The sequence below is a fragment of the Streptomyces sp. NPDC127106 genome (genome assembly GCF_042677605.1).
Classification (GTDB): domain Bacteria; phylum Actinomycetota; class Actinomycetes; order Streptomycetales; family Streptomycetaceae; genus Streptomyces.
Map to the genome: position 1 here is coordinate 345,370 of NZ_JBHXTC010000002.1, position 21,954 is coordinate 367,323.

Consider the following 21,954-nt stretch of genomic DNA (forward strand, 5'->3'; position numbering starts at 1 on the left):
GGGTAACCGCGGTCAGGGAGGTCATATGACGCAGCACATCGCACCGGCCACGCCGCCGTCGCGTCCCGCCCGCCGCGTGACGGTGGTCCCCCAGGGCCCCGTGCTGATCGAGGGCCCGGTGGAGATCGTGCGGGAGGACGGTACGGTCGTCCGCTCGGACCGTTTCACGGTCGCGGTGTGCACCTGCCGCCGCAGCCGGAACCAACCCTGGTGCGACACCAGCCACCGCCCCCACCGCCGTTGCGGGGCGGCGCCTTCCGACGATGGCGGCACGCCGTGACCACCGGGGGACCCGCCCTCGTACCGGGACGCGGAGAGCTGTCCCAGGCCGTGGTGGACGCCCTGCGCGGCGGCCGGCCGCCCGGGTACTCCGCTGACGCTGCCACCCGCGCCGATCCGTGGGGCGAGGACCTCCAGCTCGCGCTGTACCTGCTGTACGAACTGCACTACCGGGGCTTCCGCGAGGTCGTCGGCGAGCGGGAATGGGACCCGGAGCTGCTGCGGCTGCGCGGATTCCTGGAGACCGCGGTGCTCGACGCCCTGCGGGGCGAGCTCCGTGACGCGCCGGACCGTGTCGCCGATGCCTTCGGCCCCCTGCTGGTGGAGTCCGCGGACCCGACCGGGAGCACGAGCCACTACCTGGAGCGGCGGGGCACCCTGTGGCAACTGCGCGAGTACGCCGCCCTGCGCTCGCTCTACCACCTCAAGGAGGCGGACCCCCACCTGTGGGTCGTCCCGCGTCTGACCGGCCGCGCCAAGGCGGGCATGGCCGCCGTCGAGTACGACGAGTTCGGCGCCGGGCGCGCCGAGGACGTCCACGCACGCCTGTTCGCCGACCTGATGGCCGACCTCGGCCTCGATCCCGCGTACGGCCGGTACCTGAAGCACGCTCCGGCGCCGCTGCTCGCCACCGTCAACCTGATGTCGCTGTTCGGCCTGCACCGGGCCCTGCGCGGGGCGTTGGTCGGCCATTTCGCCTGTGTCGAGGTCACCTCCTCGCCGGGGTCCCGCCGGTTGCTGGCCGCGATGCAACGGTGCGGCGCGGGCCCGGCCGCCGAGCGCTTCTACGCCGAGCACGTCGAGGCCGACGCCGTCCACGAGCAGGTGGTGCGCCGCGAGGTCATCGGCGGGCTGCTCGCCGACGAGCCCGGGCTGGAGGCCGACGTGGCATTCGGCTGCGCGGCGACGGTCCTGCTGGAAGGGCGTCTGAGCGCGCACGTCACGGGCGCCTGGGACCGGAACGAGTCCGCGTTGCGCCTTCCGCTGCCGCCCGCGGCCTGAGCCGGCTGCCGCGGGGCGGCTCAGGCCGGGTGACCGGGCTCCAGGTCGCGCACGTCGGCGTAGCGCAGCGGTGGGGCGACCGGCCCGGGGGCCGGCGGGGACTCCTCGACGGGGGACAGCAGGAATCCCTCGTGGTCGCCGCCGGGGAGCACGCCCACGATGCGGCCGGTGAACCAGTCGGCCGCATCCGACAGCACCGGGCTGCCGTCGTGTCCGGGCCGCCAGCCGGTACGGGCGAACTTGTCCACGCTGTTTCCGGTCCGGCAGCCGAAGAGCTCCGCCAGGGCCCGCTGGTCCCGGTGCAGCAGGTGCACGGTGAGGTGGCGGGCGCCGCGCGCGACCGCATGGGTGTGGTTCGCGGTCGACAGCCAGACGACGAAGCGGGGCGGATCGATCGAGCACTGCGAGGCGAACGCGACCAGGCATCCGGCCCGCTTGTCGCCGGACGCGACCGTGACCACGTACACGGGCCCGTTCAGCGCGGCGTTGAAGGCGTCGAGGTCGGGGCCGGCTTCCGGCACGCTGGCTCCTGGGGTCGGCTGCTGGGCCCGCTGGGTTTCCCCTCTTGCATCGGCGAGGGCGCGGCCCGGCTTGAGCGCACGGACGGTGGCCGGGCGAACGGTGCCCGCCGGCGGTGCATACCCACGCCCTTCGGGGGAGGCGCCGGGCATGAACGGAAACCACCCCCCGAGCAATCCGGACCCCGACCCGCGGCGGACGGCGGGACTGACACGGGGCGGCGGCGTACCCCCGGGGGAGACGCCGCCGGCCGAGTCGGGCACCGGTACCGGTACCGGTCCGTACCGCCCCCTGGAGCGGGGCTGGGCGCGCGGCCCGCTGGCCCTCGTCATCGTGCTCGCCCTGCTCGTCGCGCTGTTCTTCCTCGCCTACGGCATCGTCCTGGCCCTGTGACGGCCGCCGGGGCCGATCGTATGAGCGCCGATCGTATGAGGAGGTCCCCGTGAATCCAGATCCTGGCGGCGCGCTGGCCCAGTACCGGCGACGCCGCGACTTCTCCCGCACGCCCGAGCCGAAGGGCGGGCGTGTGGCCGCCGGCCCGGACGGCACGCCCTCGTTCGTGGTGCAGATCCACGACGCGACCGCCATGCACTTCGACTTCCGGCTGGAGGTCGACGGGGTGCTGAAGTCCTGGGCGGTGCCGAAGGGGCCGTCGGCCGATCCGCACGACAAGCGGCTGGCGATGCCGACCGAGGACCATCCGCTGGAGTACCGCGACTTCGAGGGCGTGATCGCACCCGGCGAGTACGGCGCGGGCACCGTGATCGTCTGGGACGAGGGCACCTACCGGAACCTGACGGCGGACCGCGCCGGGCGGGAGGTCCCGTTCGGCGAGGCCCTGGACCACGGGCACGCCTCGTTCCGGCTGGACGGGCACAAGCTGCACGGCGGGTACTCGCTCACCCGGATCCGCGGCGGCCAGGGCGGGGGCCGCGAGGTCTGGCTGCTCGTCAAGCACGCCGACGGGCACGCCCGCGCGGGCAGCACGACCGACCCGCGGCGCGCCCGCTCGGCGCACAGCGGCCACACCTTGCGGCAGGTCGCCGCGGAGTCCGCTGCGGGGAACAGCCCGTGACGGCGGCGGCCACAGCGACCGCCACGGCCGGGGCGACGAAGGACGTCCGGGTCGGCGGGCACACGGTCGAGGTGTCCCGGCCCGGCAAGCTGCTCTTCCCGGGGGACGGCTTCACCAAGGCCGATCTGGTCGACTACTACCACCGGCTGGCCGGGCGGATGCTGCCGCACCTGCCCGGCCGCCCACTGGTGTCGGAGCGCCACCCGGACGGGATCGACGGCTCCGGCTTCCTGCAGAAGGACGTGCCCGACCACTTCCCCGGCTGGCTGGCCCGGGTCGAGCTGCCCAAGGCGGACGGGACCGTCACGTACGCGCTCTGCGAGGACACGGCCTCGCTGCTGTACCTGGCCGGGCAGGCGTGCGTCACCCTGCACCGCTGGCTCTCCCGGGCCGACCGCCCCGACCACCCGGACCGCCTGGTCTTCGACCTCGACCCGCCCGGTCGGGGCGACGACTTCGGCGCCGTCCGCCGGGCGGCGCAGCGGCTGCACGCGCTGCTGGAGGAGCTCCAGCTGCCGTCGCTGCCGATGACCACCGGCTCGCGCGGCCTGCACTTCGTGGTGCCGCTGCTGCGCCGCGAGCCGTTCGACGAGGTCAGGGCCTTGGCGCGGGAGGTTGCGGAGGTGCTGGCCGAGCGGTACGCCGACGAGTTGACCACGGCGCCGCGCAAGCGGGACCGGGGCGGGCGGCTCTACCTCGACGTCCAGCGCAATGCGTACGGGCAGACCGCCGTCGCCCCGTACGCCGTCCGCGCCCGGCCCGGCGCCCCCGTCGCCGCGCCGGTGGACTGGGAGGAGCTGGACGACCCGGAGCTGACCGCCCGGCGCTGGACCCTCACTGACGCCGACCGCCTGCTGGACCGCGACCCCTGGCAGGGGGCGCCGCGCGGACGCTCGCCGGCCGCGGCCCGGCGCCGGCTGGCCGAGCTGCGGAACGGAAGCTGAACGGGCGAACAGCCAAGGCGCCGACCGCCCCCATGCGGCTATGCGGCCTCGGCGGTGCGGGCCAGGGCTTCGGCCAGTTCGTCGCGGGTCATGCCGGAGCGGCCGGGGATGCCGGCGGACGCCGCCTTCTCGTACAGCTCGGCCTTGGTGAGCGACGCCAGATCGGTCTTCCCCGTTTTCCCCGTTTTCCTCGCCTTCCCCGGCTTCCCCGCCTTCCCCGGCTTCCCCGATGTCGTGCCGCGCCGCTCGGCGCCGCCACGAGCCTGTTCGACGCTCGCGCGCAGGGCCTCCGTCAGATCGACCACGTTCGTGGGCTCCGCCGGGAGTTCGGCCTTCTCGACCGCCTCACCCGCGCCCTTGGCCTTGATCAGGGCGGCGACCTTCTCCCGGTAGCTGTCGTGGAACTCCTCGGGGTCCCAGTCCATGCCGAGGGCCCAGCCCTGATGAGCTGCTCCGCCATCTCCATCTCCTTCGCCCCGGTCTTCTTGGAGCGGCCCGGCGCGATGTCGTCCAGTTCGGCGGGTTCGGCCAGGACGTATTCCTCGCCGGTGTCGTAGGCCTTGACGATGTCGTCGGGGGCGACCTCCTCGCCCGTGCGCTCGTTCACCCGCCGGTTGCGGATCCGGTCCGCCGTGCCGCGTTGCAGCTGGTGAAAATGGAGGGTGTGGCTCTCGGTTGCGGTGTACATGCCGACGGGGACGCTCACGAGCCCGAAGCTCAGTACGCCGGTCCAGACCGGTCTCGCCATGCCGATCACCGCCCTTCCCCCTGGGTCCACGGCATCTGCCCGCCCGGTCCCGCCGGAAACGACGGTCGCGGCGCGGCTGACGAGGTGCCGGACGGAGGTTTGGCGGACGGCGGAACGGTAAGGCGCCGGTCGGCGGGCGGCGACAGCCGCCGCCGAGCGGTGCGCCCGCACGGTGACGCAGCAGATGCGATCGGCTACGGGCGGATGAGCTGGGAGTGTGAAACACCATGGGCGGCGACAGCGACAGGCAGGACAGGGCGGACCGGATCCGCGGGCGCGCGCCGGACCCTGACCGGCTGAAGACGGGCGGCCGGCCGCGCAGTCCCGACGAGGTCGCGCACGAGCGGGGCCGGGAGGACGCGACGATGCGCGACGTCATGCACGAGCTGAGCGAGGGCGACCTGGACGACATGCGCGACGACCGCTGAGGGACGACGGCCGGGAGACGGCCGCCGGGGCCGACCGCTGGGGGACGACCGCCGGGGCGCCGTCGCACAGCCCGGGCACGTACGAGCACGCCGGGACCCACCTGCCCCGAAACGGTGAACCGGGGGTCCGCCGCGTCCGCGCCCAGTGACGTTTCTCTGGTGAAATCACTCCCCCTGGAGAGTGAGCAAAGCGCTCGCCTAAGGAGTTTCCCGGTTCCCCCACGAAAGTATCGGGCTTTGGTAAAGGACCGTCGTGTTGCGGCGGTCCCACCACGTCTCTGTGCTGCTTCACCATGACGGGAGTCAGACGTTGACCTACGGGAACAAGTTGCGGGAACAGATCACCGCGCCGGGTACCACCCCCCTGATCGGCGTGTACGACATGTATTCGGCGTCCATCGCGGCCCGGCACTACGACGGCATGTTCGTCTCCGGCTTCGGATTCGCCGCGTCCTACTACGGGCTGCCGGACATCGGGTTCATCGCCTGGCCGGACATGGTCGCCTTCGTCCAGCGCCTGCGCGGCGCGTTCCCCCGGCACCACCTGCTCGTGGACATCGACGACGGCTACGCCGATCCGGAGGTGGCCTGCCACGTGGTGGAGGGGCTGGAACGCATCGGGGCCTCCGGGGTGATCCTGGAGGACCAGCAGCGCCCCCGCCGGTGCGGGCACGCGGACGGCAAGCAGGTGCTGCCGCTCCAGGAGTACCTCGACAAGCTGGAGATGGTGCTGGCCGTCCGCCAGGACATGGTCGTGGTGGCTCGTACGGACGCCACCGAGGAGGCGGACATCCTGAACCGGGCCGAGCGGCTCGCGGCCACCGGTGCCGACGTCGTCCTGGTCGACGGCGTGCGCAGCGTGGAGTGGATCCGGCGGATCCGGGAGGTGGTCGGCGACAAGCCGCTGCTGTTCAACCAGCTCGCGGGCGGGAAGTCCCCCCGGCTCTCGCTCGGCGAGCTGGCCGCCCTCGGCGTGGACGTGGCCATCTACAGCACGCCGTGCCTCTTCGCCGCCCACGAGGCGATGGACTCGGCGCTGCGCGACCTGCGGCGCGACGACGGGCGCCTGCCGCTGGTGACCGCCGACGCCGGGATCGGCGTCGCCGCCGCGACCCGGCTCCTGGAGGACAACGTGGCCCGGCTGCGCCCGGTTCCCGAGCGGGTGGGGGCGTGAGCCGGCGGGGAGGGCGACTGCGGGCGGCGGCCGTCCCCGCGCTCGCCGCGGCCCTGCTCGGTGCGGGGGCGGCGCCCGCCGCGGCCGACGGGAGTCTGATCACCGTGGTCGACAACTCCCATGCCGACTCCTTCCTGGAGGTCGACCGGGCCGCGAATGTCCAGTACCGCAGCAGCGGCACCGCCGGCAGTGACCACGACGGCAGTGCCGTCGAGGCCGTGCAGGCCCTGATCGGCGCCCTCACCTCCGCCCAACGGAGCTGATCGGCGGCCGCCGCGCCCGGCCCCGGCACCCTGGGGCCGGGCGTTCGGTCGCGGCGGCCCGCCGCGCTGCCGAACCGACACCGAGCTCCGAGCAGTGGAGCAGTGGAGCAGTGGTGGTCGACGACCAGCCGCCCGCGCCGACACCGACGGTGACGGTACCGACGGCCGCCGGAGGACGGCGGCGAAGGCGGCCCGGGTGCGGGCGCTGGTTCCTTCGGGACTCCCGGTCCTGTGAACTACGGTCGAGCGCCGATGCGTTCGCGCGGCCCCGCGGTTGCGCGCGGCGAGCGCCCAGGGCTCCGCAGCGTCCGACGCGACGAAGCCGGACGGAGATCGTCACGCCACGTGTCCGGCGCGCGATACGGACGCACTCGGGATGGCACATATTGCCCAGACGGCAATTGGCGTTCGCTCAGCGGAGGCTCAGATCCGGATAACGATCGAGTCACCGAAGAAGGGGCTTTCGGCCTGGTCACAGGCGAATGACCGTTATGCCGGTGATGTACGCCACGGTCCGGCGCGGCTGACCGTGGTACATCTTCACGACCGCCTGCCGGACACCACCCACGTCCGTGCAGGGGCGCTGGAGCCGGCCACCGCCGGCAGCAACTCCATCAGCATCCGGGGGATCGGAACCCGATTCGCAGCCGAGCGCGGCGCGGATCGGCATGGAGCGGAAAGGCGCACCACAGCATGACCTCGACGCAGGTCGAACAGCACAACGGCGACAACACGGCCGCGGGCAGCACGCCCGAGGAGGGCTACGAGCGCGGGCTCGGCAGCCGCCAGGTCCAGATGATCGCCATCGGCGGCGCCATCGGCGTCGGCCTCTTCCTGGGCGCGGGCGCGAACATCGCGAAGGCCGGGCCCAGCCTCATCCTGATGTACGCCCTCGCCGGCGTGATCGTCTTCTTCATCATGCGGGCACTCGGCGAGCTGCTCCTGTACCGGCCCGTCTCGGGTTCCTTCGCGGAATACGCCCGCGAGTTCCTCGGTCCGTTCTTCGGTTTCGTGACCGGTTGGACGTACTGGCTCATGTGGGTGGTCACCGGCATGGCCGAGCTGACCGCCGCGGCGATCTACATGCACTACTGGTTCCCGGCCATCCCCCAGTGGGTGACGGCCCTGGTGTTCCTGGTGGTCCTGTACGTCGCCAACCTCATCTCGGTGAAGATCTTCGGCGAGATCGAGTTCTGGTTCTCGATGGTCAAGGTCACCGCCCTCATCGGCATGATCGTGATCGGTATCGGTGTCGTGACCTTCGGGTTCAGCGCCGCCGGTGACACCGCCGCCGTGTCGAACCTCTGGGCCTTCGACGGCATCTTCCCGAAGGGCGTCGGCTCCAGCCTGATGACCCTGCAGGGCGTCATGTTCGCGTACCTGGCCGTCGAGCTCGTCGGCGTCACCGCGGGCGAGTCCGAGAACCCGGAGAAGACCCTCCCCAAGGCCATCAACACCCTGCCGTGGCGCATCATCGTCTTCTACGTCGGTGCCCTCAGCGTCATCCTGATGGTCGTCAAGTGGACCGAGTTCCAGCCGGGCGTCAGTCCCTTCGTGGCGGCCTTCGCCAAGATCGGCATCCCGGCCGGTGCGGCCATCGTCAACTTCGTGGTCCTCACCGCGGCCCTGTCGTCCTGCAACTCCGGCATGTACTCCACCGGCCGTATGCTGCGCGACCTGTCCGCCAACTCCGAGGCGCCCAAGCTGCTCGGGAAGCTGAGCTCCACCAAGACGCCGGCGATCGCCATCACCCTCTCCGCCGCCCTCATGGGCATCGGCGTGGTCCTCAACTACGTCGTTCCGGAGAAGGCCTTCGGGTACGTCACCTCGGTCGCGACCGCGGCCGGCATCTGGACCTGGCTGATGATCCTGATCAGCCACATCCTGTACCGCCGCGCGGTGGTCGCCGGCAAGCTGCCCGCCTCCTCCTTCCCGGCCCCCGGCGGCACGGTGTGCAGCTGGATCGCCGTCGCGTTCCTGCTGCTGGTCACCGCGCTGATCGCCATCGACCCCGACAGCCGCATCTCCCTGTACGTGGGTGCCGGCTGGGCGGTCTGCCTGGCCGTCGGCTGGGCCGTGCTGAAGTCCCGCAACCCGCAGATCGCGGCGCGGGCCGCGGCCGCCGACAAGGGCCCGAAGACCGCGGGCCGGTCCTGATCAACCCTTGAGCGGGTCCTCCCCCGCCCGCTCCCCATACGGGGGTGTACCTGCCGGAACGGCGGGTACACCCCCGTCGGCGCACCTGCCGGCAGGCCGGCGCGCAACCCGGCGGACGGCCCCTGCGTCCCCTTGCACAGGACGCGCCGGCCGACCGACGCGTGCAGCCCCACGGAAGCAGGACATGGTGATGAGCGAAAAGGCGCGCACGCTCTTCGACGCGCTCGATCTCGACCAGGACGGCACCCTGACGCGTGCCGAGGTCATCGAGGCCCTCCGGGCCAAGGGCCCCACCCTCGCCGCCCGGGGAGTGATCCCCTTCTGGGGGGTGGGGGACGACGCCGATTCCTCCGCCCTGTTCGACGCGGCCGACCAGAACGGCGACCGCGTCCTGACCTTCGAGGAGTTCTCCGCCGTGGTGGACCGCCGCTTCGGCTGGTGAACGACCCGGCCGGCAACCCCGCCGGCCCGCACCGCCCGCACCGGCCCGGCTCGGTCGGGTGGGGGAGGACGCCGCGCCCTCCCACCCCGCGCGTTACGGCCGGGGCGGCGCGGCCGGCGTCCACACCGTGCCGCGTGCCTCGTACTCCACCATGGCCTCCACCGACGTCGCCGTTTCGGCGCCGAGTTCGCGGCGTACGAGCCAGAGGGCGAGGTCGAGGCCCGAGGTGATGCCGCCGGCGGTGACCAGGTCGCCGTCGTCCACCACCCGCGCGGTCTTCAGTACGCCGCCCTGCTCCGCCAGGTCGGGCCGTGCCCGGTGGTGGGTGGTGCACGGCCGCCCGCGGGTCAGCCCGGCGGCCGACAGCAGCATGACTCCGGTGCACACCGCGGCGACGGTGAGACCCGGCCGTACCGCCGCGGCAACGGCCCGCGGCAGTGTGCCCCGGCGGATCTCGGCCCACACGCCGGGGTCCTCCCGTCGCGCGTACCCGCCGCCCGGTACCAGGAGCACGTCGGCCTCGTGCGGGGCCCAACGGTGGGGCACCTGGACCGTCGTGCCGTAGGCGGCGCGCAGCGCGCCCGGGGCGGAGACGGTGACGTAGCGGACGTCGATCACGCGCTTCGTGAAGAACCGGGCGGCGGAGAAGACCTCGTACGGTGCGGCGAAGTCGAGTTCCTCGACTCCGTCGAACATGACGACGTGCACGCGCAGCGGTTTCCCGTCCCCGGCGGCGGGCTGCCCGGAGGCGGCGGTCGCGGCGGCGGTCACGGCGGTGGCCGGGGCGCCCGCCGTTCCGGCGAGGCCCGTGACCGCCGCGGTGGCACCGAGGGCCGTGGAGGAGCGGAGCAGGTTCCGTCGGTTCATCGTGTACTCCCGTTGTCGTGGGCCGGCCGGCGCGGTCCGGGGACGGACGCCGGAGTCGCGCGTGCGGGCGGCGCGGTCGTCGTCGCCCGCGGGGATCCAGCCGTCGGCGGTGGGAACCCGGCGCGTGGTGACTGGTGATCCACGGAAGAGTCAGTCGGACGACCGTTCCCACAGGTTCCCGGCGAACGGGAGGAAAACCGCGCCGGGTCGCGACCGTTCGGCACCCGTACGGGGCCGCCGGGTACCAGCTCGTCCAGCAGCACGACGTCGAGCCCTGCCGGCCTGCGCACCACCCGGCCTCTGGTGTGCGGGGCGTCTGCGGACGGCGGCGTTCCGGCGGTCGCCGGCTGCCTCCGTCGCCGCGCCCGGGCAGGGGCCCGCTCCACGCCGTTCTCCTTCGTGCCGCCTCCCCACCGCTTCGGCGGCCCGTGGCCGTGGGACAGAAGCCGGAAGCGGCAACTCATCGGATTCCGAAGGGACTTGTCGCGTACGACGCGGCCGCGGGAACGGAATGGCAGCCGTCCGCTTGTCCCCGCCGACCTGTGCCCGCCGGATCCGGGAGGGCAAGGATGAGCCCGACATGACCTCTGGCCGATGGTGTCGGGCGGTGCGGGCCGCGGTGTCCGCGGCCACCTGTCTCCTCCTCGCAGCCATCGGCCACACCCTCATGTCGGGCGCCGGTGTGCCGGGGCAGGCAATGGCCGCGGCATGGGCTTCTGGCGGGCCGGGCGCGCGGCGGGGTACCCCCTGCATCCGCCGGTGCACGACACGGCGGTGGGTACCGGCGACCACGGCACGGCCTGCGCACACGGCGCAGCCGGGACGCCGTCCGGGACCGCTGTCGTCTGACAGCCTGCTCACCCCGCCCGCCCGCACTCCCCACCCCGCGCGCCGTGGACGGGTTCGTCCGTGCCCCGCACCGGGACGTGTGGCGCTGCGTGGCGTACCTGAGCACCGGCAGGCAGCCGACGACCTCACGCAGGAGTCGTTCCTGCGCGCCGGCAGTGCCAGCCCGGCGGGGTGCCCGGCTTCGAGGACGGCGTAGCACTCACCGAGCTCCTGGCGGCGATTCCGGGCGAGCGCCGGGAGGCGTTCGTCCTCACCCGGTTGCTGGGGCTGCCGTACGCCGAGTCCGCGAAGGCCATCGGCTGCCCGGTCGGCACGGTCCGCTCCCGGGCCCGGGCTCCCGGCCGAGCCCGAGCCCTTTTCACGCGAGCCGGAGCACTACGGAGGCGGCTCCTCCGGAGCCGACCGCGGCCGACGCCTGGGCGCTCCTCCCGTCCGGCGCCCGGCACTGCACGGTGTAGACGCCCTGGGCCGACACGGAGAACGAGAACCGGCCGTCGGTGCCGGTCAGGGCTGCGACGTCGGGGAAGGGGCCGGGCCCGCCCGCGAGGTAGACGGACACGCCCGGCGCCGGACTGCCGTCCGTGTCGACGACCACGCCGCCGATCAGGTGCGTGCGGGCACCCCCGGTCGGGGTCACCGCTCACACCGCCTGACGGTCCGGCGGCCGGGCGGGACGCCGGCCGGTCACGCCTTCCACTGCACCAGGTTGTTGAAGACGGACCGGGTGATCCGGGTTCCGGAGTTGGTCGTCACACCACCATAGGCGTGCACGGCGATGCCGTACCGGCCGCCGTTGTGGATGCGGTAGACGGCGCTGCCGCTCTGACCGCCGGCGGTGTCGATGTCGTAGAAGACCTTCAGGGGGTTCACCGAGCTGACGCCCCGGCCGTCGTACCACTGGGTTCCCGGAGGCTTGTCCCCCGGATATCCGGAGATGTTGACGGAGCTCTTCAGCAGGTCGGCGTCCGGCCAGGCCCCGAACCCGAACCAGCCGGTGGTGGCGCCGAGTTCGGTGGGGATGATGATGGCGCCGTAGTCGAAGTTCTCGTCGCCGCTGTCGGTCCAGCCGGTGACGCTGCGGAAGCTGGTGCTCGTGACCGCGCCGAAGGGCAGGGTCGAGCCGTTGCGGCCGGGCATGACCTGGATGTTCTTCACCCATCCGTCGCGGCCCGGGACACCGCTGTTCTTGATGAACACGACGTGCCCGGCGGTGGCGAGGGTGTGCGGGCCGATGAACCAGCCCGTGCCGATCCACTGGGAGTTGTCGGCGGCCGTGATCAGCAGGGACGCGTGGGCCCGCCACGGATAGTTCGAGGTGTCCGTGATCTGGACGCGGTCGTCGGGGCCGTGCACCGTCTCGAGCATTTCCGGTGGGCCGAACGAGGCCACGCCGATGTCGGGCAGTACTGCGGTGGGCGCCCGCCAGGTCTCGGTCGGCACGGATTCCGGCGCACTGCGGGTGTGGCCGTTCACCTGTTCCAGGCCGTCGGACGTGAAGGGCGTGGGGCTGCCCTGCACCCCCTCCGACGGGCCTTCGAAGACCGGCTGTTCGGGAACGGCAGTGGCCAGTTCCTCCGGCTGGTTGGAGACGGGCGTGTGCGGGTCATTGGTCATGGAGACTCCTTGGGTGGGCACACGTGAGGCGTTCGTGGACGTGGGGCTGCGGGGCTGCGGGGCTACAGGGACTACGGGGGCTACGGGGCTGCCCACGACGGAGGCACCGCCAGGACGTCCTGGGGCGGAGCGTCGTGCACCAGCCGGGCACGTCCCCCCACGACCATGTAAAGCCGACCCGGGGCTGATCGCCACGCGACCGCGGCGACGCCCCTGCGCCGTCAGCGCTCCGACAGCTCCGAGGGGGCCTCCTGGATCACCCATCCGTTGCCGTCCGGGTCCGTGAAGGTCAGGAAGGAGTTCCAGGTCTCGCCCTTCCCGTCCTCCCAGCCCGTACGGCCGAGGTGGCGGACCGGCGAGACGTCCACGCCCCGGCCGACGAGTTCGGCACGGGCCGCCTCGATGTCGGTGACGCACAGCTGGACGCCGTGCAGGGTGCCCGGGGCCATCTCCTGCGTTCCGGGGGTCGCGGGCAGCCCCTGCTGCAGGGCGATCGAGCAGCGGGAGCCGGGCGGGGTCAGCTGGACGATGCGCAGGCCGGGGGCGACCTCCTGGTCGACGTCGACCGTGAAGCCCACCCGTTCGGCGTAGAACGCCTTCGCCCGGTCCAGATCGGTCACGGGGACGAGGACAACTTCGAGGGTCCAGTTCATGGCAGTTCTCTCCTCCACGGGGGCCACGGGGCCACGGGCGCCGGCGCATCCGGTCGGTCCACGGTGGCGCACCCGGGCACCACGGCGCACCCCGAAACACCCGGTACGCCGGGTTTCGGCTGCCTGGCCGCCGGTGCCCCGCCGCCGCGCAGGCGCGGGACGCCGGTGCTGTACTGAGAGAGCAAGAGCACTGCTCCGTCCCCGGAAGCCGGCCGGGGCCGGGACCACGGCTGATCACCCCGCACCGACAACTCCGCCGCCCTGCACGCACCTTGCCCCGCGTGGATCCTTTCTCGCCACATCCTGGACAGCCTTTGCCCACTGGCGCCTGACCGTGGTTAGGATTACGGCATGGTCACGGCCCGGTCGTCATGCGGTGCGCCGCGGATCCGGCGGTATCGGATTCCGTCGGCGCCTCTTTGGCTGGTGCTGTTGTTCCTCGGATTGCTGTATGCGCACGGCAGCAATGACGCGCTATCCGTACACCATCCCCCCGCCGCTCCCGCAGTGAACTCGACAGCCCCGTATCGGATCACCCACGAGACGGGCCGTCTTTCCGCCGCTCCCGCTGTACGCACCCCGCAGCAGGAATGCGCGCACGGCACGGAAAGCTCCCCGCACCCGGGTGAGCACTGCCTGCCGGGACAGCCGGACCAGGCGGCCGTATCGGCACCCTGCTCCCCGCGGGCCGACGAGCCCGGCGCGACCGCGTGCCCGGACAGCGGCCGGCCTGCCGCACCCGGTGGAGCTGCGCAGACGCACGGCATCGCAGCCGGCCCTCCCCCCGGGGTGCTGCGCATCTAGACGGCCGGATCCCTGACGGTCGACGGGCCCCGTGATTCTCCGGACGGCCCACGAAAGGCGCGCCCGGCCTCCCCTTCGCGGGAGTTCCCCCGGTCCGTGCCCCGCCCCGCCCGCAGGCATCCGCGCGGATCACCCCAGCACCCGCGCGCCCTCGGTGCGGCCCCTGCCACCGGCCGGCTCCCCGGAGGAACCGTGTCGCTCCACCCCGGTACCCGCCACCACCACCCCGCCCCGGCACCGCGAGTGCGGCGGCTGCTCGCCGTCCTGCTGCTGATCGTCGTCGCAGCGGCGACGGCCGGCTGTCTGCACCACGCGGACGCCACACCCCGGCCGCACGCGTCCGCGTCGGCAGGCGCCCATTCCGCCGCACCCCACACCCACACCCACACCCACACGCTCTCCCTCCATCCGTTCACCGCGGATTCACCCGGTTTTCCCGACCCGGGCGAATCCTGCATCCCGAATTACCCGTACCTCCCGCTCCAGGAGGTTTCTGCGCCGCGCGCCGCCGCTTTCCCCGTCCTCCTCGCGGTGCTTCTCGGCCTCCGTTCCCCGCACGTCCCCGTGCGCGGGCAACGCCGCCCCTCGGCATTTCCCGCGCGGGCGCGGGAAGGCCGGACAACCCGCACGAGCATCTGCTGCTGGCGCATTTAGGCCTCGTTCGCGCGACCCCGCCGCTTTCGGCGCGGCCGCCTGCTCCCGTCCCGTACGGAAACAGCCGTCCAACGAATGAGAGCCGAGGAAATGTCCTCTCCGTCCACCCGCACAACCTCCCCCACGCCGTCCCCCACGCCGTCCCCCACACCCTCCCCCACCCCCGCGCCGACGCCCGCTCCCGCCCCCGCTCCGCTCCGCCGCGCCGCCCTCTCCGGGCTCGTCGGCAACACCCCGCTCCTGCACGTGTCCGAGCCGTTCGCCTCCGAAGGCCGAGGCTTCTGGGCCAAGCTGGAGGGCTTCAACCCCGGCGGCATCAAGGACCGCCCCGGCCTGCACATGGTCGAGCGGGCCCGGGCCCGCGGCGAACTCCGGCCGGGAGCCCGGATCATCGAGTCCACCAGCGGCACCCTGGGCCTCGGCCTGGCCCTGGCCGGACTGGTGTACGGGCACCCGGTCACCCTGGTCACCGACCCGGGCCTGGAGTCGTCCATGACGAAGCTGCTCACCGCCTACGGCGCCCAGGTCAACGTCGTCTCCGAGCCTCACCCGACCGGCGGCTGGCAGGAGGCCCGGCGCGAACGCGTCCGCCAGCTGATGGACCGGCACCCCGGATCGTGGTGCCCCGACCAGTACAACAACCCCGACAACACCACCGCCTACACCCCGCTCGCCCTGGAACTCGCCGCCGGCCTCGGGCACATCGACGTCCTCGTGTGCAGCGTGGGCACCGGCGGGCACTCCGCCGGCGTCTCCCGCGTGCTGCGGCAGCTGTACCCGCAGCTGGAACTCGTCGGGGTGGACACCATCGGCTCGACGATCTTCGGCCAGCCCGCCCGGCCGCGGCTCATGCGCGGTCTGGGATCGAGCATCTACCCGCGCAACGTCGCCTACGGGAACTTCGCCGAGGTCCACTGGGTGGCACCGGCCGAGGCGGTGTGGTCCTGCCGGCAGCTGGCCTCCTCCCACTACGCCACGGGCGGCTGGAGCGTCGGCGCCGTCGCCCTGGTCGCCGGCTGGCTCGCCCGCACCCGCCCGGCCGACACCCGGATCGCCGCGATCTTCCCCGACGGGCCGCAGCGGTACCTGGGGACCGTGTACGACGACGACTACTGCGCCGCCCACGGCCTCCTCGACGGCCCGCCCGCGGCCGAGCCGGAGGTCATAGGCCGGGTCGACGAGAAGGAGGTCACCCGCTGGACCCGCTGCGCGGCGGTGGCCGACCCCCTGGCGGAGGCGGCCGACGGCTCCGCGGCACGGGGCGCGGAGGGTCCGGGCCGGTGAAGGGCATGCTCGCGCAGGTGCGCTCGTACGAAAGGAGCGTCCAGCTGTTGATGGTGAACCAGTTCACCATCAACCTGGGCTTCTACATGCTGATGCCGTACCTCGCCACCCACCTGTCCGGGTCGCTGGGGCTGGCCGGCTGGGCCGTCGGGCTCGTCCTGGGCGTCCGCAACTTCAGCCAGCAGGGCATGTTCCTGGTCGGCGGCACCCTGGCCGACCGGCTGGGCTACAAGCCGCTGATCGTCGCCGGCTGTCTGCTGCGCACCGCCGGCTTCGCCACGCTGGGCCTGGTCGATTCGCTGCCGGCGCTGCTCGCCGCGTCCGCGGCCACCGGGCTCGCGGGGGCGCTGTTCAACCCGGCGGTACGCGCGTACGTCGCCGTGGACGCGGGAGAGCGGCGAGTGGAGGCGTTCGCCCTGTTCAACGTCTTCTACCAGGCGGGCATCCTGCTCGGCCCGCTGGTGGGCATGGTGCTCACCGGGGTGGACTTCCGCATCACCTGCCTGGTCGCGGCGGCCGTGTTCGCCGTGCTGAGCGCGGTCCAGATCCGGAGCCTGCCCGCGCGACACGCGGACACGGCCCGGGCCGGGGCCGGGCCGGGGGCCCGGGGCGGCGCCGGGGAGAAGGTGCTCGCACAGTGGCGGGGGATCCTCGCCAACCGGCCGTTCCTGCTGTTCTCCGCCGTGATGACCGGCTCGTACGTGCTGTCGTACCAGGTGTACCTGGCGCTCCCGCTGGAGGTCCGGCGGCTGGGCGGTGACGGCACCTTCGGCACCGCCGCGACGGCCGCGCTGTTCGCCGTGTCCGGGTTGGGCACCATCCTGTTCCAGACCCGCGTCACCGCCTGGTGCAAGGCCCGGATGACGCCCGGGCGGGCGCTGGCCCAGGGGCTGCTCACGATGGGCGCGGCCTTCGTGCCGCTGCTGCTCGCGGCGGTCGTACCGCTCCCGGACGGCGGAGGATGGCGGTGGCTGACGGCTGTCGTGCCGCCCCTGCTCGCCGCGGCGCTGCTCGCCCTCGGCACGATGATCGCCTACCCCTTCGAGATGGACACCCTCGTCCGGCTCTCCGGGGACCGGCTCGTCGCCACGCACTACGGGCTGTACAACACCGTCTGCGGGATCGGGATCACGCTGGGGAACCTGCTCACCGGAGCGGCGCTCGACGCGGCGCGGGTCGCGGGCGCGGCGGCGTTGCCGTGGTTGTCGCTGGCCGCGCTCGGCCTGCTGTGCGCGGGCGCGGTGTTCGTGCTGGACCGCAGGGGGCGGCTGACGCCCGGCGAGCGGCCCGCGCACACGGAACCCGCGAAGGCCTGACGGGAACGGGGGTCGGCTGGAGGGGCGGGCGCCCGCGGGGTGCCCGCCCCTTCAGGCGGGTGAGCCGGAGCCTGCGCCGGGCACGTCCCCCGGCCCCGGCTTCGACTTCGGCTTTGGCTCCGGCTCCGGCTCCGGCTCCGGCTCCGGGCCGATCGAATCGAGCAGGTTCAGGACGGTGACCTCCATCGCGTGCCGGGCCTGCTCGGGGGTCAGGCCCGTGGAACGCCAGTGGTGCCAGGCGCCCCAGGTGGTGACCGCGTCCAGCCCGTTGACCAAGTCGGTGCGGCGCTGCCCCGTCAAGGTGTCGAGCTCCTCCGCCAGAACGGCCTCCAGCCGGGCGCGGGCGTCGGCGAAGGCCTCGTCGACCGTCTGCTGGATGCGCGGCGACGGGTGGTCCATGCGCATGATCGCCTTGCGGGCAGGAGTGATCCACTCCAGGATCCGGCTCCGCTGCTCGGCCAGCGCTGCCACGCGCACCGCCCGCGGGCCGCTGGTCGGCAGCGGCCTGATCTGCTCGGCCAGCTGTTCCAGCCGCCGGGTGATCGCGGTGTCCACGAGCTGCGCCATGTCGGTGAAGTGGTGGAACACCGACCGCCGCGAGACCCCGGCGTACGACGCCACCTTCTCGGCGGGGAACTCCGTCGCGCCCTCGTCGAGCAGGGCCAGCAGCGCGTCGGCGATCTTTTCGCGGGTCTGCCGGCCGCGTTCGGTCCTGCCGTCCGCCGCCGCTGCCGCTGCCGGCGCCGGTGCGACTCGCTCCTGATCCTTCTCCACCTCGGTCTCCTTCCTCGGATTGACATTGTTGCACCCCAAGTGCAAGCGTAAATATGCACTCGGAGTGCAACTTGCTTGCGGGCCTCCGGGGCGGGTCTGCGCGCCCCGGAGGCCCGCGGTCGAACGAGAGGAAGATCCGCACGATGTTCCACGCCCTGGGGCGCAGCTGCGCCGGACGCCCCGGCCGGGTCGTCGCCGTCTGGTTCGCGGTGCTGCTCGCGCTCGCCGCCGCCGTCCTGGTCCACGGCCGGGCCACCAGCGAGGCGGTGACCATCCCCGGTAGCGACAGCCAGGCGGCCCGCGACGCGGCCGAGGCCTTCCCCGGCCCGCCCTCGGGGAACCAACCCGTGGTCCTGCACACCCCGGCCGACGCCGCCCCGCTGACCTCCGACGCGATGAGGGCGGCGGTCGGGGCCGCGGCCGCGGACCTCGCGCGCGTCGGCCACGTCGTCGCCGTGACCACTCCGTACGAACCCGCCGGCCGGGCCGCGATGAGCCGGGACGGCCACACCGCGTACCTCTCGGTCGGGCTGGACGTGACCGGCCGCGACATCACCCCGGAGATCACCGACGCCGTGGTCGCCGCGGCCGCTCCGGCGGCGAAGGCGGGGATCGAGGTCACGCCGGGCGGCGATCTCGCCGCCGCGGCGGACAAGGGATCCACCGGGCACAGCGAGCTGATCGGCCTGGCGGCGGCCGCCGTCATCCTGTTCGCGGGGCTGCGCCGGGTCACCGCGGCGGGGCTGCCGCTCGTCGTCGGTGTCGTGGGTCTCCTGATATCCCTGGCCCTGATCGGGCTCGCCGGACACCTGATGGACATGCCGTCCGCCGGTGCGACCATCGCCGCCATGATCGGCCTGGGCGTGGGCATCGACTACACCCTGTTCTGCCTCACCCGCTTCCGGGACCTGCTCGCCGCGGACGTCCCCGTGGTGGAGGCCGCCGCCCGGACCACGGCCACCTCGGGCAAGGCCGCGGCGTTCGCCGGCTGCGCCGTCGCGGCCGCCCTGGCCGGCCTCGCCCTCGGCGGACTGCCGCTGCTGTACGCCCTCGCCCTCGCCCCCGGCATCGCCGTGCTCGTGGCCGTCCTGGCCGCGCTCACCCTGCTGCCGGCCCTGCTCGCTCTCCTCGGCCACCGGCTCGCCCCGGCCCGGCGCGGTGATGCCGCCTGCGACGCCCGGGAGAACGCCCCCGCCGGTACTGCGGTGGACGACCCGGCAGCCGATGTCCCCGCCGACGCCCCCGCCAGCGATCCGGTCGGCAGTCCGGCCGGCACCCCCGCGGACGACCCGGCCGACGCCGCGGCCGGGGCGCGCTGGCACCGGCTGGCCGTCTACGTCGCCGTCCGGCCCTGGCGCCACCTGCTCGCCGGGCTGGCTCTGGTCGCCGTACTGGCCGCACCCGCGGCGCAGTTGGCGTTCGGCCAGCTCGACGCCGGGGACAAGGCTCCCGGGACGGCCAGCCGCATCGCCTACGAGCGGCTCGCGGACGCCTTCGGCCCCGGCGCCAACGGTCCCCTCCAGGTGACCGCCTCCCTGCCCACGTCCGCCGCCGGCCCGTCGGACGGGCGGCTCGCCGCCGTCACCACCGCGCTGGGGCGGACGCCGGGCGTGGCGTCGGTCGGCGCGCCGCAGCTCGCCGCCGACGCCCGTACCGCCCGCTGGCAGGTCACCCCCGCCACGGGCCCCGGCGACCCGGACACCGCCGAACTCGTCGACCGGCTGCGGGGGTCCACCCTGCCCGCGGCCACCGCGGACAGCGGGGCTACCGCCCACGTCGGCGGCGCCACCGCAGCCCAGGCCGACCTCAACGACCGGCTCGCGCACCGGATGCCCGTGATCATCGCCACCGTGGTCGCCGTCGCCGCGCTGCTGCTCCTGCTCGCGTTCCGCTCCCCCGTCGTCGCGGCCAAGGCGGCCGTGATGAACCTGCTGTCGGTGGGTGCCGCGTACGGGGTGCTCACCGCGGTGTTCCAGTGGGGCTGGGGGGCCGGGCTCGTCGGCCTGGAGAGGCCCGTTCCGATCCCGGGCTACGTGCCCCTGCTCATGTTCGCCGTCCTGTTCGGGCTCTCGATGGACTACGAGGTGTTCCTGCTCACCGCCGTACGGGAGAACTGGCTGCGCCACGGGGACAACCGGCGCGCGGTGGTCGCCGGACTGGCGGGGACCGGGCGCATCATCACCTCGGCAGCCCTGATCATGGTGAGTGTGTTTCTGAGCTACCTGCTGTCGGAGGACCCCGTGGTGAAGATGTTCGGGATCGGCCTGGCCACGGCCGTCGCCCTGGACGCCACCGTCGTCCGCGGACTCCTGGTGCCCACCAGCATGGTGCTGCTCGGTACACGCAACTGGTGGCTGCCCGCCTGGCTCGACCGCCTCCTGCCCCACATGGACATCGAGGGCGAGGGCCACGGCAAGGGCACGGGCGGGTCCGGCGGTGCGGGCCCGTGTGCGGCCCGCCCGGCCGGTACCGCCGCCGGGACCGCCGGCCCCGCCGTCACCGCCACCACCGAGCCGAACCCCGCCCCGTGAGGAACCGCATGCCCGCCACCCCGACCGAGCCCTCCCGCCCCCTCCGGCGCCGCCGCCTGCGGATTGCGCTCGCCGCCCTCGCGGCGCTCGCGATCGCGCTGCCCGCCGCGGACGCCCTCGCGCGCGAGCGCGGCGAGAGCAAGCTCGCCGACCGGATCGCCGCCCGTCACCAGGACCTGCGGTCGGCGCCGCAGGTCCGCATAGGCGGCTACCCCTTCCTGCTCGACGCCGCCCGCGGCACCCACCCCGAGGTACGGGTCACGGCCGACGGCCGCACGCCCGACGGGCGCCCGGTCAAGGCCGCGGTGGACCTGAAGGAGGTCACGCAGGGCGCGGGCGGCTACTCCGCGGCGGAGGTCGACGCCCGGTTCACCGTGCCGTTCGAGGCGCTCGCCACGGGCGCGGGCAAGAACGTACGCCTGTCCGACGCCGGGGACGGCCAGCTGCGGGTGGAGCGCAGCGCCTTCGGCATCTCCGCGGTGGTCACGGCCAAGCTGCAGCTGCAGGACGACACCGTCACCCTGCAGGCGACCAAGGCCACCTTGGCCGGCCGCCCGATCGACCCGGCCAATCCGCTGATCGCCGAGGCCCTCGCCGGGAAGCGGTGGGAGTTGCCCGCCCTGCCGCTGGGGCTGCGGGCCTCGGAGGTGTCGGTGGGTCCGGACGGGGTCACCGCCCGGGCCCACGGCGAGGGGCTGGCCCTCAGCTGACAGCGCGCCGGGCGGCCCGGCGGCGGGGCGGCCCGGCTGGGGGCGGCCCGGCTGGGGGCTCACTCGTAGCGGTACAGGAGCGACTCGCGCTCGCTCTGGCGGATCTGCTCCAGCGTCAGCTCCGGCAGGTCCAGGTGGGACAGGGTGATCTCGGCGGAGCTGGGCGCGGCGTCCTCCGGAAGCCATGCCTCCGGCTTCCAGGCGCCGCTGCGCAGCAACGCCTTCGGGCAGTGCTGGTACGCCTCCTCCACCTCGACGACGATGGCGCTGCGCGGCGGCTTGCCGACCGGCGTCAGCTGCTCCAGCAGCCGCGGGTCGGCGGTGACGCAGGCCTTGCCGTTCACGCGCAGGGTGCTTTCCCGGCCGGGGATGAGGAAGATGAGGCCGGCTCGGCCGGTCTCCACGATGTTGTGGGCGCTGTCCAGTCGCCTGTTGCCGGTGGCGTCGGGTATGGCGAGGGTGAACTCGTCGAGCACGGCGACGAATCCGGCCGGCCCGCCGCGCGGTGTCACGTCGCAGCGGCCTTCGGCGTCGGCCGTGGCGACGAAGACGAGCGAGGAGCGGCCGATGAACGCGCGGGTGACGTCGTGGATCCGGTCGACTTCCTTGTGCCGGACCATTGCGCTGGGCGGCTCGTAGAGCTCGCGCAGGCGGGCCGCGTCCTGGACGGCGGTGGACTTCAGGGCGTCGAAGGTGCGGCCGGTCGGCCGCTGCACGGTGGTCACGTGGCGCCACTATAGGAAACGGGCGCCCGCCCCGGGGGGCGGGGGGGCCCGAGCCGGCGGCGGCGCCGCGCTGCGCGCCCGCGCCCCGCCCCCCCGGGCGCGCCCCGGGCCCCGCGCGCGCCCGAGCCCCCCCCACCCTCGC

25 protein-coding genes and 1 pseudogene are annotated in these 21,954 nt (G+C 73.7%); 16 read left to right on the forward strand and 10 right to left on the reverse strand.

What is annotated here, in order from left to right:
• The first annotated feature begins 25 nt into the window (after positions 1-25).
• Both ACFVGY_RS04210 and ACFVGY_RS04215 read left to right on the forward strand, forming a co-directional pair.
• Positions 26-280: a CDGSH iron-sulfur domain-containing protein gene (locus ACFVGY_RS04210; protein WP_385670648.1), complete on the forward strand. Its 255-nt coding sequence runs from the start codon at positions 26-28 to the stop codon at positions 278-280.
• The gene (locus ACFVGY_RS04215; RefSeq protein WP_385670651.1) at positions 277-1,281 is read left to right on the forward strand and encodes an iron-containing redox enzyme family protein; all 1,005 of its coding nucleotides are present in this window, start codon (positions 277-279) and stop codon (positions 1,279-1,281) included. The genes ACFVGY_RS04210 and ACFVGY_RS04215 overlap by 4 nt, the downstream gene beginning before the upstream one ends.
• 20 nt (positions 1,282-1,301) lie before the next feature.
• Here ACFVGY_RS04215 and ACFVGY_RS04220 read toward each other — a convergent pair whose 3' ends face one another.
• A complete protein-coding gene (locus ACFVGY_RS04220) occupies positions 1,302-1,802 on the reverse strand; it encodes a flavin reductase family protein (RefSeq protein WP_385670654.1) in 501 nt (166 codons plus the stop codon).
• Positions 1,803-1,950: 148 nt separating this feature from the next.
• Here ACFVGY_RS04220 and ACFVGY_RS04225 point away from each other — a divergent pair, with 148 nt between their 5' ends.
• The 3 genes from ACFVGY_RS04225 to ligD are packed head-to-tail and all read left to right on the forward strand — an operon-like array spanning position 1,951 to position 3,819.
• The gene (locus ACFVGY_RS04225) at positions 1,951-2,193 is read left to right on the forward strand and encodes a DUF6480 family protein (RefSeq protein WP_385670657.1); all 243 of its coding nucleotides are present in this window, start codon (positions 1,951-1,953) and stop codon (positions 2,191-2,193) included.
• A 49-nt stretch (positions 2,194-2,242) separates the two neighbouring features.
• Positions 2,243-2,875 (forward strand): DNA polymerase ligase N-terminal domain-containing protein, encoded by a 633-nt coding sequence (locus ACFVGY_RS04230; RefSeq protein WP_385670660.1) that lies wholly within the window; start codon positions 2,243-2,245, stop codon positions 2,873-2,875.
• On the forward strand, positions 2,872-3,819 hold the full coding sequence (gene ligD, locus ACFVGY_RS04235) for a non-homologous end-joining DNA ligase (RefSeq protein WP_385670663.1): 948 nt from the start codon (positions 2,872-2,874) through the stop codon (positions 3,817-3,819). The genes ACFVGY_RS04230 and ligD overlap by 4 nt, the downstream gene beginning before the upstream one ends.
• Positions 3,820-3,857: 38 nt before the next feature.
• Here ligD and ACFVGY_RS04240 read toward each other — a convergent pair whose 3' ends face one another.
• Together ACFVGY_RS04240 and ACFVGY_RS04245 are read right to left on the reverse strand one after the other, a co-directional pair.
• Positions 3,858-4,244 carry a hypothetical protein gene (locus tag ACFVGY_RS04240; protein ID WP_385670665.1) on the reverse strand — a complete coding sequence of 129 codons (387 nt, stop codon included), beginning with the start codon at positions 4,242-4,244 and terminating at the stop codon, positions 3,858-3,860.
• A complete protein-coding gene (locus tag ACFVGY_RS04245) occupies positions 4,187-4,567 on the reverse strand; it encodes a Ku protein (RefSeq protein WP_385670668.1) in 381 nt (126 codons plus the stop codon). The genes ACFVGY_RS04240 and ACFVGY_RS04245 overlap by 58 nt, the downstream gene beginning before the upstream one ends.
• Before the next feature lie 227 nt (positions 4,568-4,794).
• Here ACFVGY_RS04245 and ACFVGY_RS04250 point away from each other — a divergent pair, with 227 nt between their 5' ends.
• The 6 genes from ACFVGY_RS04250 to ACFVGY_RS04275 all read left to right on the forward strand — a co-directional run bounded on the left by ACFVGY_RS04250 (position 4,795) and on the right by ACFVGY_RS04275 (position 9,031).
• Complete coding sequence (locus ACFVGY_RS04250) at positions 4,795-4,995, forward strand: hypothetical protein (protein ID WP_385670671.1); 201 nt, start codon at positions 4,795-4,797, stop codon at positions 4,993-4,995.
• A 310-nt stretch (positions 4,996-5,305) separates the two neighbouring features.
• Complete coding sequence (locus ACFVGY_RS04255; protein ID WP_385670674.1) at positions 5,306-6,169, forward strand: oxaloacetate decarboxylase; 864 nt, start codon at positions 5,306-5,308, stop codon at positions 6,167-6,169.
• Entirely contained in the window at positions 6,166-6,432 is a 267-nt protein-coding gene (locus tag ACFVGY_RS04260) for a hypothetical protein (protein WP_385670677.1), read from the forward strand. Before ACFVGY_RS04255 ends, ACFVGY_RS04260 begins: the two co-directional genes overlap by 4 nt.
• A gap of 376 nt (positions 6,433-6,808) precedes the next feature.
• Positions 6,809-7,129, forward strand: coding sequence for a hypothetical protein (locus ACFVGY_RS04265; RefSeq protein WP_385670680.1), 321 nt, complete (start codon positions 6,809-6,811; stop codon positions 7,127-7,129).
• A complete protein-coding gene (locus tag ACFVGY_RS04270; RefSeq protein ID WP_385670683.1) occupies positions 7,126-8,589 on the forward strand; it encodes an amino acid permease in 1,464 nt (487 codons plus the stop codon). Before ACFVGY_RS04265 ends, ACFVGY_RS04270 begins: the two co-directional genes overlap by 4 nt.
• Positions 8,590-8,779: 190 nt before the next feature.
• A complete protein-coding gene (locus tag ACFVGY_RS04275) occupies positions 8,780-9,031 on the forward strand; it encodes an EF-hand domain-containing protein (RefSeq protein WP_385670890.1) in 252 nt (83 codons plus the stop codon).
• A 93-nt stretch (positions 9,032-9,124) separates the two neighbouring features.
• On the opposite strand, the gene ACFVGY_RS04280 is transcribed toward ACFVGY_RS04275, so the two are convergent.
• The gene (locus tag ACFVGY_RS04280; protein ID WP_385670685.1) at positions 9,125-9,898 is read right to left on the reverse strand and encodes a DJ-1/PfpI family protein; all 774 of its coding nucleotides are present in this window, start codon (positions 9,896-9,898) and stop codon (positions 9,125-9,127) included.
• 1,020 nt (positions 9,899-10,918) lie between these two features.
• On the opposite strand from ACFVGY_RS04280, the pseudogene ACFVGY_RS04285 reads away from it, so the two are divergent.
• Positions 10,919-11,017: pseudogene (locus ACFVGY_RS04285) on the forward strand (RNA polymerase subunit sigma); the annotation flags it as partial.
• Positions 11,018-11,105: 88 nt separating this feature from the next.
• On the opposite strand, the gene ACFVGY_RS04290 reads toward ACFVGY_RS04285, so the two are convergent.
• The 4 genes from ACFVGY_RS04290 to ACFVGY_RS04305 all read right to left on the reverse strand — a co-directional run bounded on the left by ACFVGY_RS04290 (position 11,106) and on the right by ACFVGY_RS04305 (position 14,130).
• Entirely contained in the window at positions 11,106-11,384 is a 279-nt protein-coding gene (locus tag ACFVGY_RS04290) for a carboxypeptidase-like regulatory domain-containing protein (RefSeq protein ID WP_385670688.1), read from the reverse strand.
• 47 nt (positions 11,385-11,431) lie between these two features.
• Entirely contained in the window at positions 11,432-12,361 is a 930-nt protein-coding gene (locus tag ACFVGY_RS04295) for a trypsin-like serine peptidase (protein ID WP_385670691.1), read from the reverse strand.
• Positions 12,362-12,582: 221 nt separating this feature from the next.
• Entirely contained in the window at positions 12,583-13,014 is a 432-nt protein-coding gene (locus ACFVGY_RS04300; RefSeq protein ID WP_385670694.1) for a VOC family protein, read from the reverse strand.
• A 933-nt stretch (positions 13,015-13,947) separates the two neighbouring features.
• On the reverse strand, positions 13,948-14,130 hold the full coding sequence (locus ACFVGY_RS04305; RefSeq protein ID WP_385670697.1) for a hypothetical protein: 183 nt from the start codon (positions 14,128-14,130) through the stop codon (positions 13,948-13,950).
• A gap of 432 nt (positions 14,131-14,562) precedes the next feature.
• On the opposite strand from ACFVGY_RS04305, the gene ACFVGY_RS04310 reads away from it, so the two are divergent.
• Together ACFVGY_RS04310 and ACFVGY_RS04315 are read left to right on the forward strand one after the other, a co-directional pair.
• Positions 14,563-15,756 (forward strand): PLP-dependent cysteine synthase family protein, encoded by a 1,194-nt coding sequence (locus tag ACFVGY_RS04310; protein ID WP_385670699.1) that lies wholly within the window; start codon positions 14,563-14,565, stop codon positions 15,754-15,756.
• On the forward strand, positions 15,753-17,072 hold the full coding sequence (locus ACFVGY_RS04315) for an MFS transporter (protein ID WP_385670702.1): 1,320 nt from the start codon (positions 15,753-15,755) through the stop codon (positions 17,070-17,072). The genes ACFVGY_RS04310 and ACFVGY_RS04315 overlap by 4 nt, the downstream gene beginning before the upstream one ends.
• 51 nt (positions 17,073-17,123) lie before the next feature.
• Here ACFVGY_RS04315 and ACFVGY_RS04320 read toward each other — a convergent pair whose 3' ends face one another.
• Positions 17,124-17,846, reverse strand: coding sequence for a TetR/AcrR family transcriptional regulator (locus tag ACFVGY_RS04320; RefSeq protein ID WP_385670705.1), 723 nt, complete (start codon positions 17,844-17,846; stop codon positions 17,124-17,126).
• 143 nt (positions 17,847-17,989) lie between these two features.
• Between ACFVGY_RS04320 and ACFVGY_RS04325 the strand changes: the two genes are divergently transcribed.
• A complete protein-coding gene (locus ACFVGY_RS04325) occupies positions 17,990-20,377 on the forward strand; it encodes an MMPL family transporter (RefSeq protein WP_385670707.1) in 2,388 nt (795 codons plus the stop codon).
• 8 nt (positions 20,378-20,385) lie between these two features.
• On the forward strand, positions 20,386-21,087 hold the full coding sequence (locus ACFVGY_RS04330) for a DUF2993 domain-containing protein (RefSeq protein ID WP_385670710.1): 702 nt from the start codon (positions 20,386-20,388) through the stop codon (positions 21,085-21,087).
• 59 nt (positions 21,088-21,146) lie between these two features.
• Here ACFVGY_RS04330 and ACFVGY_RS04335 read toward each other — a convergent pair whose 3' ends face one another.
• Positions 21,147-21,812: an MSMEG_1061 family FMN-dependent PPOX-type flavoprotein gene (locus ACFVGY_RS04335; protein ID WP_385670713.1), complete on the reverse strand. Its 666-nt coding sequence runs from the start codon at positions 21,810-21,812 to the stop codon at positions 21,147-21,149.
• Positions 21,813-21,954 lie beyond the last annotated feature (142 nt).

Bases quoted from the DNA above. Each gene is read 5' to 3' on its own strand.
- ACFVGY_RS04210 (WP_385670648.1), top strand. From the start codon at position 26: ATGACGCAGCACATCGCACCGGCCACGCCGCCGTCGCGTCCCGCCCGC.
- ACFVGY_RS04225 (WP_385670657.1), top strand. From the start codon at position 1,951: ATGAACGGAAACCACCCCCCGAGCAATCCGGACCCCGACCCGCGGCGG.
- ACFVGY_RS04240 (WP_385670665.1), bottom strand. From the start codon at position 4,244: ATGGACTGGGACCCCGAGGAGTTCCACGACAGCTACCGGGAGAAGGTC.
- ACFVGY_RS04245 (WP_385670668.1), bottom strand. From the start codon at position 4,567: ATGGCGAGACCGGTCTGGACCGGCGTACTGAGCTTCGGGCTCGTGAGC.
- ACFVGY_RS04250 (WP_385670671.1), top strand. From the start codon at position 4,795: ATGGGCGGCGACAGCGACAGGCAGGACAGGGCGGACCGGATCCGCGGG.
- ACFVGY_RS04265 (WP_385670680.1), top strand. From the start codon at position 6,809: ATGGCACATATTGCCCAGACGGCAATTGGCGTTCGCTCAGCGGAGGCT.
- ACFVGY_RS04270 (WP_385670683.1), top strand. From the start codon at position 7,126: ATGACCTCGACGCAGGTCGAACAGCACAACGGCGACAACACGGCCGCG.
- ACFVGY_RS04275 (WP_385670890.1), top strand. From the start codon at position 8,780: ATGAGCGAAAAGGCGCGCACGCTCTTCGACGCGCTCGATCTCGACCAG.
- ACFVGY_RS04280 (WP_385670685.1), bottom strand. From the start codon at position 9,898: ATGAACCGACGGAACCTGCTCCGCTCCTCCACGGCCCTCGGTGCCACC.
- ACFVGY_RS04295 (WP_385670691.1), bottom strand. From the start codon at position 12,361: ATGACCAATGACCCGCACACGCCCGTCTCCAACCAGCCGGAGGAACTG.
- ACFVGY_RS04300 (WP_385670694.1), bottom strand. From the start codon at position 13,014: ATGAACTGGACCCTCGAAGTTGTCCTCGTCCCCGTGACCGATCTGGAC.
- ACFVGY_RS04310 (WP_385670699.1), top strand. From the start codon at position 14,563: ATGTCCTCTCCGTCCACCCGCACAACCTCCCCCACGCCGTCCCCCACG.
- ACFVGY_RS04325 (WP_385670707.1), top strand. From the start codon at position 17,990: ATGTTCCACGCCCTGGGGCGCAGCTGCGCCGGACGCCCCGGCCGGGTC.
- ACFVGY_RS04330 (WP_385670710.1), top strand. From the start codon at position 20,386: ATGCCCGCCACCCCGACCGAGCCCTCCCGCCCCCTCCGGCGCCGCCGC.